Source organism: Erythrobacter sp. SDW2, from assembly GCF_021431965.1.
GTDB lineage: Bacteria > Pseudomonadota > Alphaproteobacteria > Sphingomonadales > Sphingomonadaceae > Parerythrobacter.
The window spans coordinates 2,056,707-2,072,570 of record NZ_CP090370.1; the positions used below are offsets into that span (position 1 = coordinate 2,056,707).

18 protein-coding genes are annotated in these 15,864 nt (G+C 62.2%); 6 read left to right on the forward strand and 12 right to left on the reverse strand.

Going from position 1 to position 15,864, the window contains the following annotated elements; all coding sequences use genetic code 11:
- The first annotated feature begins 42 nt into the window (after window positions 1-42).
- The gene (locus LY632_RS10030; protein WP_370636574.1) at window positions 43-705 is read left to right on the forward strand and encodes a LuxR C-terminal-related transcriptional regulator; all 663 of its coding nucleotides are present in this window, start codon (window positions 43-45) and stop codon (window positions 703-705) included.
- 238 nt (window positions 706-943) lie between these two features.
- On the opposite strand, the gene LY632_RS10035 is transcribed toward LY632_RS10030, so the two are convergent.
- Entirely contained in the window at window positions 944-2,146 is a 1,203-nt protein-coding gene (locus LY632_RS10035; protein WP_234091001.1) for a type III PLP-dependent enzyme, read from the reverse strand.
- A 193-nt stretch (window positions 2,147-2,339) separates the two neighbouring features.
- The gene (locus tag LY632_RS10040; RefSeq protein ID WP_234091002.1) at window positions 2,340-2,891 is read right to left on the reverse strand and encodes a LemA family protein; all 552 of its coding nucleotides are present in this window, start codon (window positions 2,889-2,891) and stop codon (window positions 2,340-2,342) included.
- 76 nt (window positions 2,892-2,967) lie between these two features.
- Between LY632_RS10040 and LY632_RS10045 the strand changes: the two genes are divergently transcribed.
- Entirely contained in the window at window positions 2,968-3,924 is a 957-nt protein-coding gene (locus tag LY632_RS10045) for a DUF3137 domain-containing protein (RefSeq protein WP_234091003.1), read from the forward strand.
- A 40-nt stretch (window positions 3,925-3,964) separates the two neighbouring features.
- On the opposite strand, the gene LY632_RS10050 is transcribed toward LY632_RS10045, so the two are convergent.
- The 4 genes from LY632_RS10050 to LY632_RS10065 all read right to left on the reverse strand — a co-directional run bounded on the left by LY632_RS10050 (window position 3,965) and on the right by LY632_RS10065 (window position 7,431).
- The gene (locus LY632_RS10050; RefSeq protein ID WP_234091004.1) at window positions 3,965-4,474 is read right to left on the reverse strand and encodes a YbjN domain-containing protein; all 510 of its coding nucleotides are present in this window, start codon (window positions 4,472-4,474) and stop codon (window positions 3,965-3,967) included.
- Between the two features lie 69 nt (window positions 4,475-4,543).
- Complete coding sequence (locus LY632_RS10055) at window positions 4,544-5,716, reverse strand: carboxynorspermidine decarboxylase (protein ID WP_234091005.1); 1,173 nt, start codon at window positions 5,714-5,716, stop codon at window positions 4,544-4,546.
- A 62-nt stretch (window positions 5,717-5,778) separates the two neighbouring features.
- Complete coding sequence (locus LY632_RS10060) at window positions 5,779-6,171, reverse strand: GxxExxY protein (protein WP_234091006.1); 393 nt, start codon at window positions 6,169-6,171, stop codon at window positions 5,779-5,781.
- Window positions 6,172-6,219: 48 nt separating this feature from the next.
- Window positions 6,220-7,431 (reverse strand): saccharopine dehydrogenase family protein, encoded by a 1,212-nt coding sequence (locus LY632_RS10065; RefSeq protein WP_234091007.1) that lies wholly within the window; start codon window positions 7,429-7,431, stop codon window positions 6,220-6,222.
- 244 nt (window positions 7,432-7,675) lie between these two features.
- On the opposite strand from LY632_RS10065, the gene LY632_RS10070 reads away from it, so the two are divergent.
- The 3 genes from LY632_RS10070 to LY632_RS10080 all read left to right on the forward strand — a co-directional run bounded on the left by LY632_RS10070 (window position 7,676) and on the right by LY632_RS10080 (window position 9,556).
- Complete coding sequence (locus LY632_RS10070) at window positions 7,676-8,614, forward strand: threonine/serine dehydratase (RefSeq protein WP_234093214.1); 939 nt, start codon at window positions 7,676-7,678, stop codon at window positions 8,612-8,614.
- Between the two features lie 64 nt (window positions 8,615-8,678).
- On the forward strand, window positions 8,679-9,125 hold the full coding sequence (locus tag LY632_RS10075; RefSeq protein WP_234091008.1) for an MAPEG family protein: 447 nt from the start codon (window positions 8,679-8,681) through the stop codon (window positions 9,123-9,125).
- Window positions 9,122-9,556 (forward strand): MAPEG family protein, encoded by a 435-nt coding sequence (locus tag LY632_RS10080; RefSeq protein ID WP_234091009.1) that lies wholly within the window; start codon window positions 9,122-9,124, stop codon window positions 9,554-9,556. Before LY632_RS10075 ends, LY632_RS10080 begins: the two co-directional genes overlap by 4 nt.
- Here the strand turns inward: LY632_RS10080 and trxB are convergent.
- The 3 genes from trxB to LY632_RS14320 all read right to left on the reverse strand — a co-directional run bounded on the left by trxB (window position 9,553) and on the right by LY632_RS14320 (window position 11,620).
- A complete protein-coding gene (trxB, locus tag LY632_RS10085; RefSeq protein ID WP_234091010.1) occupies window positions 9,553-10,533 on the reverse strand; it encodes a thioredoxin-disulfide reductase in 981 nt (326 codons plus the stop codon). The genes LY632_RS10080 and trxB overlap by 4 nt on opposite strands.
- 70 nt (window positions 10,534-10,603) lie before the next feature.
- Complete coding sequence (locus LY632_RS10090) at window positions 10,604-11,383, reverse strand: tyrosine-protein phosphatase (RefSeq protein ID WP_234091011.1); 780 nt, start codon at window positions 11,381-11,383, stop codon at window positions 10,604-10,606.
- Between the two features lie 102 nt (window positions 11,384-11,485).
- A complete protein-coding gene (locus tag LY632_RS14320; RefSeq protein ID WP_255695716.1) occupies window positions 11,486-11,620 on the reverse strand; it encodes a hypothetical protein in 135 nt (44 codons plus the stop codon).
- On the opposite strand from LY632_RS14320, the gene LY632_RS14375 reads away from it, so the two are divergent.
- Entirely contained in the window at window positions 11,558-11,932 is a 375-nt protein-coding gene (locus tag LY632_RS14375; protein WP_370636575.1) for a response regulator, read from the forward strand. The genes LY632_RS14320 and LY632_RS14375 overlap by 63 nt on opposite strands.
- Here the strand turns inward: LY632_RS14375 and LY632_RS10095 are convergent.
- The 3 genes from LY632_RS10095 to otsB are packed head-to-tail and all read right to left on the reverse strand — an operon-like array spanning window position 11,892 to window position 15,810.
- The gene (locus LY632_RS10095; RefSeq protein ID WP_234091012.1) at window positions 11,892-13,286 is read right to left on the reverse strand and encodes a trehalose-6-phosphate synthase; all 1,395 of its coding nucleotides are present in this window, start codon (window positions 13,284-13,286) and stop codon (window positions 11,892-11,894) included. The two genes, LY632_RS14375 and LY632_RS10095, sit on opposite strands and share 41 nt — an antisense overlap.
- Complete coding sequence (locus LY632_RS10100) at window positions 13,283-15,094, reverse strand: glycoside hydrolase family 15 protein (RefSeq protein WP_234091013.1); 1,812 nt, start codon at window positions 15,092-15,094, stop codon at window positions 13,283-13,285. Before LY632_RS10100 ends, LY632_RS10095 begins: the two co-directional genes overlap by 4 nt.
- A complete protein-coding gene (otsB, locus tag LY632_RS10105) occupies window positions 15,079-15,810 on the reverse strand; it encodes a trehalose-phosphatase (RefSeq protein ID WP_234091014.1) in 732 nt (243 codons plus the stop codon). The genes LY632_RS10100 and otsB overlap by 16 nt, the downstream gene beginning before the upstream one ends.
- Between the last annotated feature and the right edge of the window lie 54 nt (window positions 15,811-15,864).

Consider the following 15,864-nt stretch of genomic DNA (forward strand, 5'->3'; position numbering starts at 1 on the left):
GCAACCATTGCCAATTTCGAACATTGTCCCAATATGGCAATCATGGGACTGGTCGAACGGCCTTCAGAAACGGCAGGCGAATCGCGCGATCAGCGCGCGGTGGAAAGTCCTGCGCGCTGGGTGCTCGACCTGATCGAAGCAAGCCCGATTGCCTCGGTGGTCTCCGATCCCCGTCTGCCGGACAATCCGCTGGTCGCAGTCAATGACGCTTTCGTCGAACTGACCGGCTACACCAAGGAAGAATGCATCGGTCGCAATTGCCGGTTCCTGTCAGGCAGCGGGACCGAGCCCTGGCTGACCGAGAAAATCAAGGAAGGCGTCCGCGATCGCAAGGCGGTTCTTGTGGAGATACTGAACTACAAGAAGGATGGCACCCCGTTCCGCAATGCCGTTCTCGTCGCACCGATCTTCGAAGAAGGCGACGAACTCACCTATTTCCTGGGCAGCCAGGTCGAGGTGCAGGACGACCAGCCCGCTATGGGCATGGCCCGGCGCGAGAAGGCAGCCGAAATGCTCAAGACCCTTTCGCCGCGCCAGCTCGAAGTGACTGCACTGGTGGCCTCGGGCTTGCGCAACAAGGAAGTCGCCTACCGGCTCGGCCTCTCGGAAAAGACCGTCAAGATGCACCGTGGACTGGTGATGGAGAAGCTGGGCCTCAAGACGAGCGCCGACCTCGTCCGGATCGCTGTCGAAGCCGGAATCTAGGCAGCCCTAGCCCAAGGTCCATATTTTGCGCTGACTGCAAACGGCGTAGGCCATCGACTGCCGGGTTCGGTTGCTGGCAGTTTCCTCCTGTCCCTCCCGAAGCGCCCTTCGACCGACCCGGCAGCGCCTGTCAGCGACAAGAGCCGCCTTGTTCCGGACAGAACCTGAGGGTCGCACCTTGAAGACCGCCACGACCGATCCCGTCGTCGGCGGTCTTCTACATCCGGAACGCTGAAACCTAGCGAAGGCTGACGACGTTGTCGGTCGCCTTGAGTACGCGATCACCGCGATAAAGGCTCTCCATCGGTTCGTCTTCCACCACGATCTGCTGTGCATTGCCGAAGCCGTTGAAGCCGGTCTTCATTGCCGCGCCATACGCACCGAGCATACCGATCTCGATGAAGTCGCCGGCCTGGATGTCTTCCGGCAGCCGGAACGGGCCTTCCATGTAGTCGGCATCGTCGCAGGTCGGACCGTAAAAGGCGAACTCGGCCTCCGGCTTGATCAAGTCGTCGTCAAGCGCGCGAACTGGGAACTTCCATGCCACATGCGCCGCATCGTAGAGCGCGCCATAGGCGCCGTCATTGATGTACAACTCCTCGCCGCGGCGCTTCTCCACCCGCACGATCAGCGAGCTGTATTCGGCGCACAATGCACGACCCGGCTCGCACCACAGCTCAGCGTTATAGGCAATTGGCAGCGCTTCGAAGTGCTTGTGGATGATGGTGAAGTAATCCTCCATCGGCGGAGGATCGAGCTCCGGATAGATGCTCGGGAAGCCCCCGCCAACATCGATCATGTCGATCACGACCGAAGCATCGGCAATTGCCGCGCGGGTCCGCTCGATCGCCTGGACATAGGCAAACGGGGTCATCGCCTGGCTGCCGACATGGAAGCACACGCCCAGCCAGTCGCAATGCTGGCGCGTCTGCTGCAGCAATTGTGGCGCTTCGATCAGGTCGCAGCCGAACTTGCTGGCAAGCGACAGCTCCGAATAGTCGGAAGACACGCGGATCCGCACGCACAGTTTGAGATCCCTGGCCGGATTGCCCTGCTCATCGGAGCAAGCCTCGACGATCTTCTCCAGCTCCTCGACCGTGTCGAGGCTGAAGGTACGCACGCCATGCTGGTGATAGGCTTCGGAGATTGCGCGCGGCGTCTTGACCGGGTGCATGAAGCACAAGGTCGCCGCCGGCAGCGTCTGGCGAACCAGGCGCACCTCGGCGATCGAGGCGACGTCATAATGCGTCACGCCGTTGTCCCACAGGATCTGCAGCAGCTCCGGCGAGGGATTGGCCTTGACCGCATAGAGCACCCGCCCAGGGAACTTCTCGACGAAGAAGCGGGCGGCGCGCGCAGCGGCGTGCGGGCGGTTGAGAATGACCGGTTCGTCCGGCGCGAGGGCGCGAACTACAGACCGTGCGTCAGGGAAATGCTGCAACTCAAGGGACCCCCTAAACGGCTCTTTCAAGCCATGAAACGACAAGCTGCCTTGCGGTTAGGAAGTCCCCTTGGGGCAGCGGAAGGCGCGCGTATATAGATTCGGTCATGAACAGCAAGTGTAAATCGGACCCCGATTGCACAAGCCCGCCAAGGGGTGCTGCGGGCCTCAGGTGCGGTGGGTCGTTACCCGCTCAGAAGTTGATCTGTGGGACCTGGTCGACCACGCCCTGCTCGCTGTCGTCGAGCCTGTGGAAGTCCGCCTGATGGAACCCCATCGCGCTTGCGAACATCACCGCCGGGAAGCTTTCACGCGCCGTGTTGAAGCGCGCGACGGCGGCATTGAGCGCACGGCGGGCGGCGGCGAGCTTGTCTTCGGTATCGGCCAGTTCGCGCTGCAATTCCTGGAAATTGACGTTGGCCTTGAGCTCGGGATAGGCCTCTGCGAGCGCCAGCACGCGATCGAGCGCGACCTTCAGCTGGGCCTCGTCCGACGACGATAGCGAGCCGGACGCCGCTCGGTTACGGGCATTAATTACCTGTTCCAGCGTATCTTTTTCATGCGTGGCATAGCCCTTCACCGTTTCGACCAGATTGGGAATCAAATCATGTCGCTGGCGCAGCTGGGCATCGATATCGGCCACGCCCTGCTGGACATTCTGCCGCAATCCTACCAGCCGGTTGTAGATGCCGACCACGACCAGCGCGATTGCCGCCAGCACGCCCAAACCGATGATCCAGCCCATCGCCCTATTCCCCCGCCCTATCACTCTGCCTTGGTGGGCGATATAGGACCCCAAGCAGCATGGGGGGTCAAGCACAATGGTGACGATGCCGGACATCGACCGGTTGATGGCCGGTTCGCTCGGCCAGTTTCTCACTGCGCAGGCAGAAGCACGAGCGGAAGCGAAGGCCAAGGCGTGGTCGCGGGTGTGGCGCAGCGCAATTCTCGTCGGGCCGCTGGTGCTGGCAGCGGCAGTCCTTCTCCCTCTCCCGCTCGATGTGAAATTGTGGGGCAGCGGCCTAATCACGATGGGAATCTGGTATTGGACGCAAGGCCCGGTCCGCGAGGCCAAGCGGCGGGTCAAGATCGGCATCAACGAAGGCATCGCCGCCGCCCTTGGGCTGACCTACACCCATGACGGCGAGGAAGGCCGCGAGTTTGCCCTGTCAAAACAGTACCGGCTGCTACCGGGACATGACCGCCACGCGCTCGAGGACTTCTGGAGCGGCACGCTCGAAGAGCATGATTTTCTGCTCCACGAAGCGCATCTTGAGGAGCAACGCGGCTCGGGCAAGAACCGGCGCTGGGTAACGGTGTTTCGCGGGGCCATCATCCGGATTGCCGCCAAGCGCCGGTTTCATGGCACGACGCTGGTGCAGCGAGCGGGCAAGCACCGCAAGTTCCTCGGTCTCGGCGGGCGCAAGGACAATGTCGAGTTCGATGGCCATAGGCTCGACACCGTCGATATGGTGCACCCCGATTTCGACGACACGTTCGAAGTCTGGTCCGATGACCAGGTCGAGGCTCGCTATCTGGTGCACCCGCGCTATGTCGAGCAGCTGCTGGCGATCGAAGCGGCGTTCGACGGGCAGGATATCCGCTCGCTGTTCACCGCTGGCGATATCATCGTCGTCGTCGGCAGCGGCAACATGTTCGAGGGGGGAACCATGAACCCGGCCAGCGACCGCGAGATGGTGGAAAGATGCGCGCAGCAGTTCGCCTCGCTCGGGCGGTTGGCGCAAATGGCGAACGAGACGCGCACCCTGGAAGGATGAGCGCCTCGTTCAGGCCGACAATGCAATCAGGCTTGAAGGATCAATAGCCTTCTTCGCCCAGCACGACGCCATAGGCCGCGCTGGAAACATCGAGCAGGACCAGCACATTGGCCTTGATGTTGGCCATGGTCACACCGTCATCCAGAACCTGATAGCGGGTGAAGCCCAGCGTGCCGTCGCTGAAATCGGCCCAGGTATTGACCGCGGCCTGAGCGAGGTTCGCTTCCGAGAGACGCTCATGGGTCATCCCTTCAGGGATATCATAGCGGACCTGCATCATGATGCCCTGGCAGCCGGAGACGCCGTTGACGTCGCAAGCCGTACCGATCAGCAGATAGATGATACCATATTCGTCGGTCGCCACGACGCTGGTATCGCCATAGTCGCCTTCGCTGTTGAAGGTGTGGCCAAGCTCCGACACTACCGCTTTGAGATCGCCGACCGTGACCGACTTCTTGATTGTGGTGGCGTTGTAAGACTGCGCTGAAACGGCGGCGGGTGCGGCAACGGCGAGCACGGCACCGGCGAGCGCAAGAGCACGAAACTTCATGGGTAGAATCCCTCCTGGTAAAACCCCACGCGACTCATCGCATGCCAGCCACGTTTTGGCGAGCGGAGATTAACTCAGCCTGTCACGAAAATCTTCGTAGCCGAACGACTTGATCTGCTCGAGCTGGTCGGTGGCGCTGTCCCACAGCCAGATGCTGGGGAGCCGGACCCCATTGAAGGTGTTGGTTTTGACCATCGAATAATGCGCCTGGTCGAGGAAGGCGAAGCGCTGGCCGGGTTCGCACGGCACCGGCAGGCGGTAATCGCCGATCACATCGCCGGCAAGGCAGGATGGGCCGCCGAGACGGACAGCCTCGCCTTCCCGCGCCTCGTGCAACATGGCGGGGCGATAGGGTGCTTCGATGACATCGGGCATGTGGCAGGTGGCGGAGACGTCGACGATGGCGAAAGGCACCTCATTGACCCCGGCATCGAGGATGGTGCCGACGAGGATTCCCGCATCGAGCGCCACCGCCTCGCCCGGCTCGAGATAGATCTCGGCTCCGGTGTCTTCCTTGGCGTCACGGAGGAATTCGACCAGCTCCTCGCGCTGGTAATCGGCGCGGGTGATGTGATGACCGCCGCCCATGTTGATCCATTTGAGCTGGCCGAACCACGGTTCGATGGCGTCGAACACCTTGTCCCAGGTCTGATGCAGCGGCTCGAAATCCTGCTCGCACAGGTTGTGGAAGTGGATGCCATCGATCCCCTCCATGATATCGGGCGTCAGCTGGTCGATCGGGAAGCCGAGGCGGCTGCCGGGGCTGGAGGGATCATAGCGCGGCACTTCGCCGGTCGGGACCATCGGGTTGATGCGCAGGCCGACCTCGAAACTGGCACCTGCCCTGCGGGCCTGCTCGAGGATCAGCGCCGCGCGCTCGATCTGCTGCGGCGAGTTGAAGATGACATGATCCGACAGGCGGCAGACTTCGGGCAGGTCCTCCGGCTTGTAGGCAGCGCAATAGGTGCTGATCTCGCCGTCGTAGAATTCGGACGCGAGCCGCGCTTCCCACAGGCCGCTGGTGCAGACACCATCGAGATATTCGCCGATGATGGGCGCCACGGAATGCATCGAAAACGCCTTGAGTGCGGCCAGCACCTTGATCTCCGCCGCATCGCGCACGTCCGCGAGGATCTGGAGGTTGGCGCGCAGTTTCGCGGCGTCCACCACAAACGCGGGGCTATCGACGCGGCTCAGGTCGAAGTGGGCAAAGGCGCCCGGATCGCCGGCTTTGGTTTGCATTTGAACTTTTGAGCCTTTTTGGTTCGGGGGAGACCGCAGAGGAAAGAAGACCGCAGAGCGCTTTACCCGATTTGATGGTTGTTCACGAGCCTTCTGATACCCTCACGCATGGTCGGGGCGGAGAAGTTGAGAAGCAGCCCTACGGGCTGTTTGGTGAGGCGCAAATAGGTTAGCATCTGCTTTGCATGCACCTTGCTCAATTGCTCGACCGATTTGATTTCAAGGATAAGCGTGCCTTGAACAAGAATGTCGATCTTGAACGCTGCGCCGAAGGCGTGGCCATCGAATTCAATCGGGACCGGCACCTGCCTCTCGGCGCGCAAGCCGCGTTTTTCCAAACGTCCGGCGAGGACTGTCTCATAGACCGTTTCAAACAATCCTGGTCCCAGCTCCCGGTGAATCCCGATAGCCTCATCAATCACGATAGAGGAAAGCTGATCGCCCGTCGAAAGCACCCTCTGCGATCTCCTTTCCTCTGCGTTCTCTGCGCGAACCAAAAAACCTCAGAAGCTCACCGGCCCGTCCAGCTCCTCGACCGTCCATGGCAGGCCGTGCTGGTTGAGCATCTCCATGAAGGGGTCGGGGTCCATCTCCTCCATGTTGAACACGCCCGCACCGCTCCAGATGCCCTGCACCATCATCGCGCTTCCGATCATTGCCGGGACGCCGGTGGTGTAGCTGACGGCCTGGTTTCCGGTTTCCTCGTAAGCGGCCTCGTGGGAGCAGATATTCTTGATATAGAACGTCTTCTCGCCCGAACCATCGAGCGCCTCGCCGGTGGCGATGCAGCCGATGTTGGTGTTGCCCTTGGTCGTCTCGCCCAAGGTTTCCGGCTTGGGCAGCACGGCGGCGAGGAATTGCAGCGGGATGATTTCCACGCCCTTGTACTTGATCGGCTCGATGCTGGTCATGCCGACGTTCTGCAGCACGGTGAGGTGGGTGATATACGCATCACCGAAGGTCATCCAGAAGCGCGCCCGCTCCATCTCCGGGTTGAACCTGGCGAGGCTCTCCAGCTCCTCGTGGTACATCATGTACATGTTCTTCTTGCCGACGGCTTCGAAGTCGAACTCGACCTTGTGCGCCATCGCCGGGGTCTCGACGAATTCGCCATTCTCCCAGTGCCGGGCAGGCGCGGTGACTTCGCGGATGTTGATTTCCGGGTTGAAGTTGGTGGCGAAATGCTGGCCGTGGTCGCCGCCGTTGCAGTCGAGAATGTCGAGCGTGCGGATGGTCTTGAGCTTGTGCTTCTTGAGCCACATGGTGAAGACGCTGGTGACACCCGGATCGAAGCCCGACCCGAGCAGCGCCATGATGCCGGCTTCCTTGAAGCGGTCGTGATAGGCCCACTGCCAGTGATATTCGAACTTGGCCTCGTCCTTGGGCTCGTAGTTCGCCGTGTCGAGATAGTTCACCCCGGCGGCCAGGCAGGCGTCCATGATCGGCAGGTCCTGGTACGGTAGCGCAAGATTGACCACCAGCGAGGGCTGCACTTTCTTGATCAGGTTGATCATCGCCGGGACTTCTTCGGCATCGATCTCGTAAGTCGCCACATGGACACCGCAGCGTTCCTTGACGCTGGCGGCAATCGCATCGCACTTGCTCTTGGTGCGGCTGGCGAGGTGGATGCTCGGGAAGATGTCGGGATTGAACGCCATCTTGTGGACGCAGACCGAGCTGACGCCGCCGGCTCCGATAACGAGGACTGTCGACATGTGGGTGGTTGCTCCTGAAACGAATCTTGCGCGCGCTCTAGTCGAACGTGCCTGCGGGGTAAATCGATCCGCGCTTTCCTACTGGGCTGAAGGCGCGATAAGGACGCACCATGACACAGCTCCTTTCCCTGCGCTCAACCAACATTGTTATGTTGCTTCCGGTCGCCGGGGTTTTGCCTCAGGACAGTGTGACAAGTGTGACACGCGAACATTCAGGAGCACCGCAAACGTGACCATCGACCGTATGCCGACCCGCGCCGGAGTGCTCGAAGCGGCGGAGAAGATCGCCACCATTCTCCCCCCTACCCCGCTGCTGCCTGTCACCATCGGTGAGGTGCAGAGCTGGGTGAAGGCCGAGGTGCTGCAACCTGTCGGGGCATTCAAGATTCGTGGCGCTTGGCACCGGCTGACGGCGCTGGACGCGGACGAGCGTGCGGCGGGCGTGGTCGCAGTATCGAGCGGGAACCATGCGCAGGGAGTCGCTTGGGCCGCCAAGCGGCTCGGCATCCGCGCGACGATTGTCATGCCGCACGATGCTCCGCAGGTGAAGCTCGATGCGACCAAAGCTTTGGGGGCGGAGATCGTGCTCTATCAGCGACCGGGCGAAGATCGCGACGCCGTGGCGGCAGGCATCATTGCCGAGCGCGGCGGCACGCTGGTCCACGCCTTCGGCGATCCGTGGGTGATCGAGGGGCAAGGGAGCGCCGGGATCGAGATCACCGCGCAATTGGGCCGTGAGCCAACCCGCATCCTCGCCTGCTGCGGCGGCGGCGGGCTGACGGCGGGCCTCGTCCTGGCCTGTCCGGATGCTCAGGTGCACCCCGTCGAGCCCGTTGGCTGGGACATGGTCGGGCAAGCGATGCGGAGCGGCGACATCGTCAGCGCCGCGCCCGATGCACCCAAGACCATCTGCGACGCGCTTCAGCCTCTCGCGACCAAGCTGGTCAACCTCGCCGTGCTGATGAATCATGCCGCACCCGGGCTGGTGGTGAGCGACGACGAGGTGCGCGCGGCGCAGCGTTTCGCGTTTTCGCAGCTGCGGCTGGTGGTCGAACCGGGCGGAGCGGCCGCCCTCGCCGCCGCTCTGGCGGGCAAGGTCGCGCTCGACGGACACACCGTCATCATGCTGACCGGCGGCAATACCGATCCTGCGAGCTTCGCCGCAACTCTGGCCAGCAGTTGAGTTGCATTTGACAATCCACCACGCCGCCGCCACTCTGACTCTTCGCAAATAGGGAGGGGAACCCATGCAGGCACAAATGCTCGCACCGGCCGCAGTGCTGGTCTTGTGGTCGATTGTCATGCTCTTCTGGATGGCGGGCACCAGACTGCCGGCAATGAAGAAGGCTGGTATCGATATGGCCGGCGCGCCCGGCGGCCGCGGCCAGGATCTGGAAGGCCGGATCGATGCCAAGGCCAACTGGAAGGCGCACAACTATGCCCATCTGATGGAGCAGCCGACGATCTTCTATCCCACCGTCGTCATCATCGCGATGATGGGCGCGGGGCAATGGGATGTGCTGCTGGCGTGGATCTATGTCATCCTGCGGATCGTCCATTCGGTGTGGCAGGCAACGGTCAACAAGGTCAACATCCGCTTCCTGCTGTTCATCCTCTCGACCACCGCACTGGCCGTCCTGGCAATCCGCGCGGTGCTGCTGACCCTGTTCCACAACCCGGGAGTTATCGCATGACGACAGGTATGGGTATCCTGCAACCGGTTGTCGCGCTGGCGGCGTGGACCATGCTCATGTGGCTGTGGATGTATGTCACCCGCATCCCGGCGATGAGCAAGGCCGGGATCGACGGCAAGAAGCTGGTCGGGTCAACCGGGGCCAGCCTGCGCGGGCAATTGCCCGACAGCGTCAACTGGAAGGCCGACAACTACAACCACCTGCATGAACAGCCGACGGTGTTCTATGCCATTGCTATAACGCTGGCGATCATCGGCCAGGGCGACGGGCTCAACGCCCTGCTCGGCTGGATATATGTGGGGCTGCGTGTGGCGCACTCGCTGGTGCAGGCGACTTCAAACGTGGTTTTGGTCCGGTTTGTGCTGTTTGCGCTGAGCAGCCTGGTATTGATGGCGCTGGTCCTCCATGCGGGGATCGCGCTGTTCCACTAGGCCTCGGCAGGAGCATGGACGTGACCGTCATGCTCGATCTCCAGCCCGGCGAGGAACCGTTCGGCATCGAGCGCGGCCATGCAGCCCATACCGGCCGCTGTAACGGCCTGGCGATAGACATGGTCGGTGACGTCACCGGCGGCAAAAACGCCGGGGATTGCCGTCTTGGGTGAGCCGGGTTCGGTCAGCAGATAACCGCTTTCGTCGAGCGGCAGCTTGCCCTTGAACAGCTCGGTCGCCGGGGCATGGCCGATCGCGACGAATGCGCCGTGGGCCTCGAACGTGGAGCTCTCGCCCGTGACGGTGTCGCGCAGGACAAGATGCGACAGCCCGCCGTCCGCACCCGCCTCGAACCGCTCGACCGTCTTGTTCCAAAGCGTGGAGACCTTGGGATGCTTCATCAAGCGGTCTTGGAGGATCTTTTCCGCCCGCAACTCGTCGCGGCGGTGGATCAGCGTCACATCGTCGGAGTGGTTGGTCAGGTAGAGCGCTTCCTCCACGGCAGTATTCCCTCCGCCGATGACAACCACCTTCTTGCCGCGGTAGAAGAACCCGTCACAGGTGGCACAGGCCGACACGCCCTTGCCACCCAGCTCCATCTCGCCCGGCACGCCGAGCCACTTGGCCTGCGCCCCGGTAGCGATCACCAGCACGTCGCCGATATATTCGTCACCGCTGTCGCCGATCGCGCGAAAGGGCGAGCCGCCCTCGAGATCGACCGATACGATCGTGTCCCACATCATCCGCGTGCCGACATGCTCCGCCTGCTTTTGCATCTGGTCCATGAGCCACGGACCCTGGATCACGTCGGCGAAGCCGGGATAGTTCTCGACATCGGTAGTGATGGTCAGCTGGCCGCCCGGCTGGAGGCCCTGCACCACGATCGGCTCCATCATCGCGCGGGCGCCATATATGGCGGCGGAATAGCCGGCCGGGCCGGAACCGATGATGAGCATCTTGGTGCGATGGGTAGCCATGGTGTGCGTCCTGCGAGGAAAGGTCGGCCGGTCCTTGCGACAAGCCGCGCCGAGCGTCCAGCCGATGTGGTCAGCTTTCCACCAGATGCAAGCGCAGCGCCTCGCGCTTGGCTGCATCGACCCCCAGCACCTGCTCGAGGAAGGCATCGATCGAGCCGAACCGGTCCAGTAGCGCCCTGCGCGCAGCGAGGAGATAGCGTTCGTGAACCGTCATCACCACACGCACGGTTTCGTCATCGACATCACCATATCGGGCGCGGATGGTCGGCGCGCTCTGGGCAATGCGCGCCTCCTGGTCGCCGATGCTGTTGGTTAGAAGGAAATCCGCCATCGCGTCGTCCGGATGGACGCCTAGAATATGATGCAGCAGGTCGACCGCCATGCCGGTTCGGTCCTTGCCCGCATGGCAGTGAACGAGGCTGGTTCCCTCCCCTTTGGCCAGCGCATCGAAAAAGCGTCGCAGGATCCAATTGAGGTTCTGCCGATCGGGGAGCGAACTGTACAGTCGCTCCATGGCCCGGTGGGCATCCTCGGCAGTCATGTTGCCTTCGATAGCCTCCATGTGCGGGCCCAAGCCGGCGGTTTCGCCGTCGAAATAAAGCAGCTCGCCTATAAAGCGCTGAGGCAGCCGCACCGGGTGGCTTGCCCGCTCGCCATTGCCGCGCAGGTCCACCACATGCGCCAGCTCCAGTGCATCCATCGCCTGCAGGTCCGCCTCGGTTGCATCGGCATGATGTCCCGAGCGCCACAGCAATCCAGTCCTGACCCGACCACCGCCTTGTGTGGGGTAACCGCCATAGTCTCGGAAGTTGTGGACCCTTTCGAGCGGTAGCAAGCGATCATCTGTCATGCGCTCGCCATGCATGGCGATGACGCTTGGCACAAGCTGGCTTGACATCCCGCTATGCGAAAATCCCTATGCCGCTGCATCGGCTTGCTGCCAGATTGTCCATTACCATGGTGGGGAGAACAGTTTGGAGCAGGTGACGTGGCGCGAGTACTGGTTGTCGATCATGACCCACTGGTGGGCGGGCTCGCGCTCGCCTTCCTCGGCGAAACTGGCCACGTGGGCCAATGGGTCGGTCATGGCAATGAAGCGCTTCAGTCCCTGCTCTGGCAATGTCCCGATGTGGTGCTGGTGGAGCAACATATGGGAGGGACGCCCGGGTCGCTGCTTATCCGGTCGATCCGCGAATCGGAACGCTATGGCGATGTGGCGGTGATCCTGATGACCATGGGCAACACAATACAGGACCACCGGTTTGCCACACGCGCGGGGGCGGACGGGCTGTTGCCGAAACCACTGACGCCCAGGCCGCTGGCTGCCGCCATCGATCGTGTCGTGGCGCCCGTCTGCGCTACCCGCGGGCTTGCTTCGTCCCGGCGAGGTCGCGGGTGAACCGCTCTGTCCAGTTCTGCACATTGTCATCGCGGACGGTGGCGATCATTGCCTCGTAACGCCGCTTGCGTTCCTCAAGTGGCATGTCGAGCGCAATACGGATGGCATGGCTCAAGTCATCGGGACTGTGGGGGTTGACCAGTACTGCATCGGGCAATTGCGCCGCTGCTCCGGCAAAGCGAGACAGTATCAGGACACCCGGATCCTCAGGCTCCTGCGCGGCGACATACTCCTTGGCGACAAGGTTCATCCCGTCGCGAAGCGGAGTCACCAATCCGATCTTGGACGCGCGGAAGAAGCCATAAAGCTCCGCATGGGAATAGCCCCGATTGACATAACGGATGGGGACGAGGTCCACTTCACTTCGCGCGCCATTGATTTGACCGGTCTTCTGCTCCAGCACGTTGCGGATGTGCTGGTAACTTTGCACATCTTCGCGGCTCGGCGGGGCGATCTGGATGTAGACCAGGTCTCGCACGCGTTCAGGGTTCTGGTCGAAGAAACGGCCAATCCCGTCGATCCGTTCCGGCAAACCCTTCGAATAATCGAGCCGATCCACCCCGATCATGGCCGTGCGATAGCGGGTGGATGACAGCAGCCGCTGGGCTGCCTGGCGGGCCTCGCCTGTATCGCGCTGAGCCTGGAAGTGGTCCCAGTCGATACCGATCGGATAGGCTTTCGCGAGCACCTCGCGGCCATCGCAGATAACTTTGCCACTGGCCTCGTCGACCTTTGCGCCGAGTTCCTTGGTGCAATAGTGGAGAAAACTCTCGAGCCATTCCTGCGTCTGGAAGCCGATCACATCATAGGCCAGCATGGTTTTCACCAGCCGCTCGTGGAACGGCAGCGAGACGAACAGCCGCGTCGGTGGCCAAGGAATGTGCAGGAAGAATCCGATGCGGTTCTTGAGTCCGCGGGCGCGCAGGCGGTCTCCGAGCGGCAAAAGGTGATAATCGTGCACCCACACCAGATCATCGGGCTCGATCAGGGGCTGCACACACTCCGCAAAGCGCTCGTTGACCCGCTCATAGCCCTTGCCTGTCTCGCGTTCGTATTCGGTCAGGTCGAGCCGGTAGTGGAACAACGGCCACAAGGTCGAATTGGCATAACCGTTGTAGTACTCGTCCACGTCGCGATGGCTGAGATCGATCGTGGCGATTGTCACCCCGTCATTGCGCTGCAGATTGATATTGCCGGTCCGATCCTCGCTTTCCTGACCTGACCAGCCGAACCAGATGCCTCCGTGTTTCTTGAGCGCCGAGTTTAGAGCCCCTGCCAGCCCGCCCTGCGCGCCCGCCGCGCCGCGCGCCTTGGGCACGGCCACGCGATTGGAAATGACTACGAGCCGGCTCAACGCACCTCGCTCCAGGGTTTGGACAACAGCCCCGCACAATTGATTATACCTACCAGCGAGTAAGTCTGCGGGAAGTTCCCCCACAGCTCCCCGGTATCCCAATCGAGGTCCTCGCTGAGCATGCCCGATCCGGTACGATGGGCGAGCATTGTCTCGAACAGGCCGCGAGCCTCCTCGCTGCGTCCGGCAAGGTGCAGTGCTTCGATCAGCCAGAAAGTACAGACGTTGAATGCCGTCTCGGGCGCACCGAAATCGTCCTCGGTGGCATAGCGCAGCATATGTTCGCCCCGACGCAGCTCCTTTTCAATGGCGGCGAAAGTCGACTGGAAGCGAGGGTCGTCCGGCCGCAGGAAACGCAAGTCGATCATCTGCAGCAAGCTGGCATCGAGGTAGTCGGTTTCGAAGGTTGCCTTGTAGTGCCCGGTGATGCCGTTGCCGTCATCCTCGACCCAGGCTTCGGTCTCGATCTTTCTCCGGATCGCCTCGGCCCGTCCGCGCCACAGCTCTGCCCGATCCTCCTTGCCGAGATGTGCTGCAGTCATGGCCAGGCGGTCACAGGCGGCCCAGCTCATGACCGCGGAGTAGGTGTGGACTTCCTGCCTCGTGCGGAATTCCCAGAGGCCGGCATCGGGCTGGTCGTGCATGGCCCACGCCATTTCGCCCACTTCTTCAAGGCTCTCGAAATCGCGATCATCGGCTATTCGCAACAGGCGGCGGTCGATAAATCCCTGCACTGTCGGCAGCACGATCTGGCCGTAGCAGTCGTGTTGGATCTGCTGGTAGGCAGCGTTGCCTATCCGCACCGGCCCCATTCCGCGATAGCCCGGAAGATCGGCAGCCGTGGTTTCGTTGAGCTCGCTCTCGCCCATCACGGAATAGAGCGGCTGGATCTGCCCGCCCTTGGCGCTGTCGACGATATTGCGCAGATACCCGAGATACTTCTCCAGCACGTCCAGCGCACCCAAGCGGTTGAGTGCCTGCACGGTGTAATAGGAATCGCGGATCCAGCAGTAGCGGTAGTCCCAGTTCCGCTCCGAACCCGGCGCTTCGGGTATCGAGGTGGTCAGCGCCGCGACGATCGCGCCGGTTTCCTCGTGCTGGCACAGTTTGAGAGAGATGGCGCAACGGATCACTTCGTCCTGCCAATCGAGCGGAGTGGCCAGTCCACGGACCCACAGTTGCCAGTACCGGCGGGTCGATTGCTCCATCCGCCTGATCTCCTCGCGCAGATTGCCCGCGAATGGCTCGTCCGGGCCGAGGAAGAAGTGGAGGTCCTCCTCCAGCCGGAACGCACGTTCTTCCAGCACATAGCCAACCGGCGCATCCGTACTGAGCCGCAGGGCCTGAGGCCCGACGAGGTAGCGGATGTGGTTGGTGCCATTGGTGGTCGCTGCCAGTTTGGCGCCCCAGCCACTCATCGGCCGCAGGACAAGCTTGATCCGGGGATTGCCGGCAATCGGGCGAACTATACGACTGAAAGCGACCGGACGATACATCCTGCCCTTGCCTTCGAAGCGGGGACAGAAATCAAGAACTTCGACCGCACTTCCGTCTTCCGCCCGGAGGCGTGTGATCAGTATCGGGGTATTGCGGATGTACTCCTGGCTGGCGCTGACCTGCCCCTCAAGCTCGACCCGCCAGACGCCCGCATCCTGATTGTCGCCATTGAGCAGTGCGCAGAACACCGGATCGCCATCGACCCGCGGGATGCAGCCCCAAACCAGCCCGCCACGGCGATCAATCAGGCCAGACACCTGACAATTCCCAATCGGCCAGAGTTCCAGGTCGACGGTCACAGGTTGAGCCATGAATGGACGTCCTTGACTGAGCAAAGGTGATAGCTTGCATGTTCGAACGGGCGTTCTCCAACCGCGATCCCGAAACCGCCTAGTTCGGCGGCTGCGGTCATCCCGTCTTCGTCCGTGACATCGTCACCGACGAAGATCGGGATGGCACCGGCGAATGCAGGCTGCCGCATCAGCAACCGCACCGCCCCGCCTTTGTCGGCCCCGGGGCGCACAATTTCGATGACGCATTTGCCGCGCTTGGTCGCCAGCCCATGCTGCCGTGCAAGATCCGAGGCAAAGTCTTGCGCACGCTCTGCCAGATCGGGCCTCGTGCGATAATGCAGCGCTGCGCCATGCGACTTGCGCTCATAGAGCAAACCATTCTCACTTGCGAAACCACCGAGCTGCTCTCCCACGATTGCAGCCAGCGGCTCTGACACCTTCAATGCATCGCCGGTGTCACCCACGACATGCCCGCCATGAGAGCCGGCGACATGCAAGGCGAGCGGCCCAATGAACTGAGTCAGATTGTCGATGCTGCGCCCGGTCACGACTGCGAGCCGACCGTCGAGCCGCTTCGTCAGAATTTCAAGCCGCTGCCCCAGGCCTGCGGCCACCGTAATGGCATCCGGGTCGCTCGCAATCTCCACCAGCGTGCCATCGAAATCGAGGAACAGGGCAGGCCGCTCCAGCTCGGAAAGCGGCGGTGGCGGCGGCAAGGTGCTGCACTGCAACATGACCCTAGGCATAGCGCCTCAGGCCAAGGGCGCAACCCGCAGCCTCGATGGATA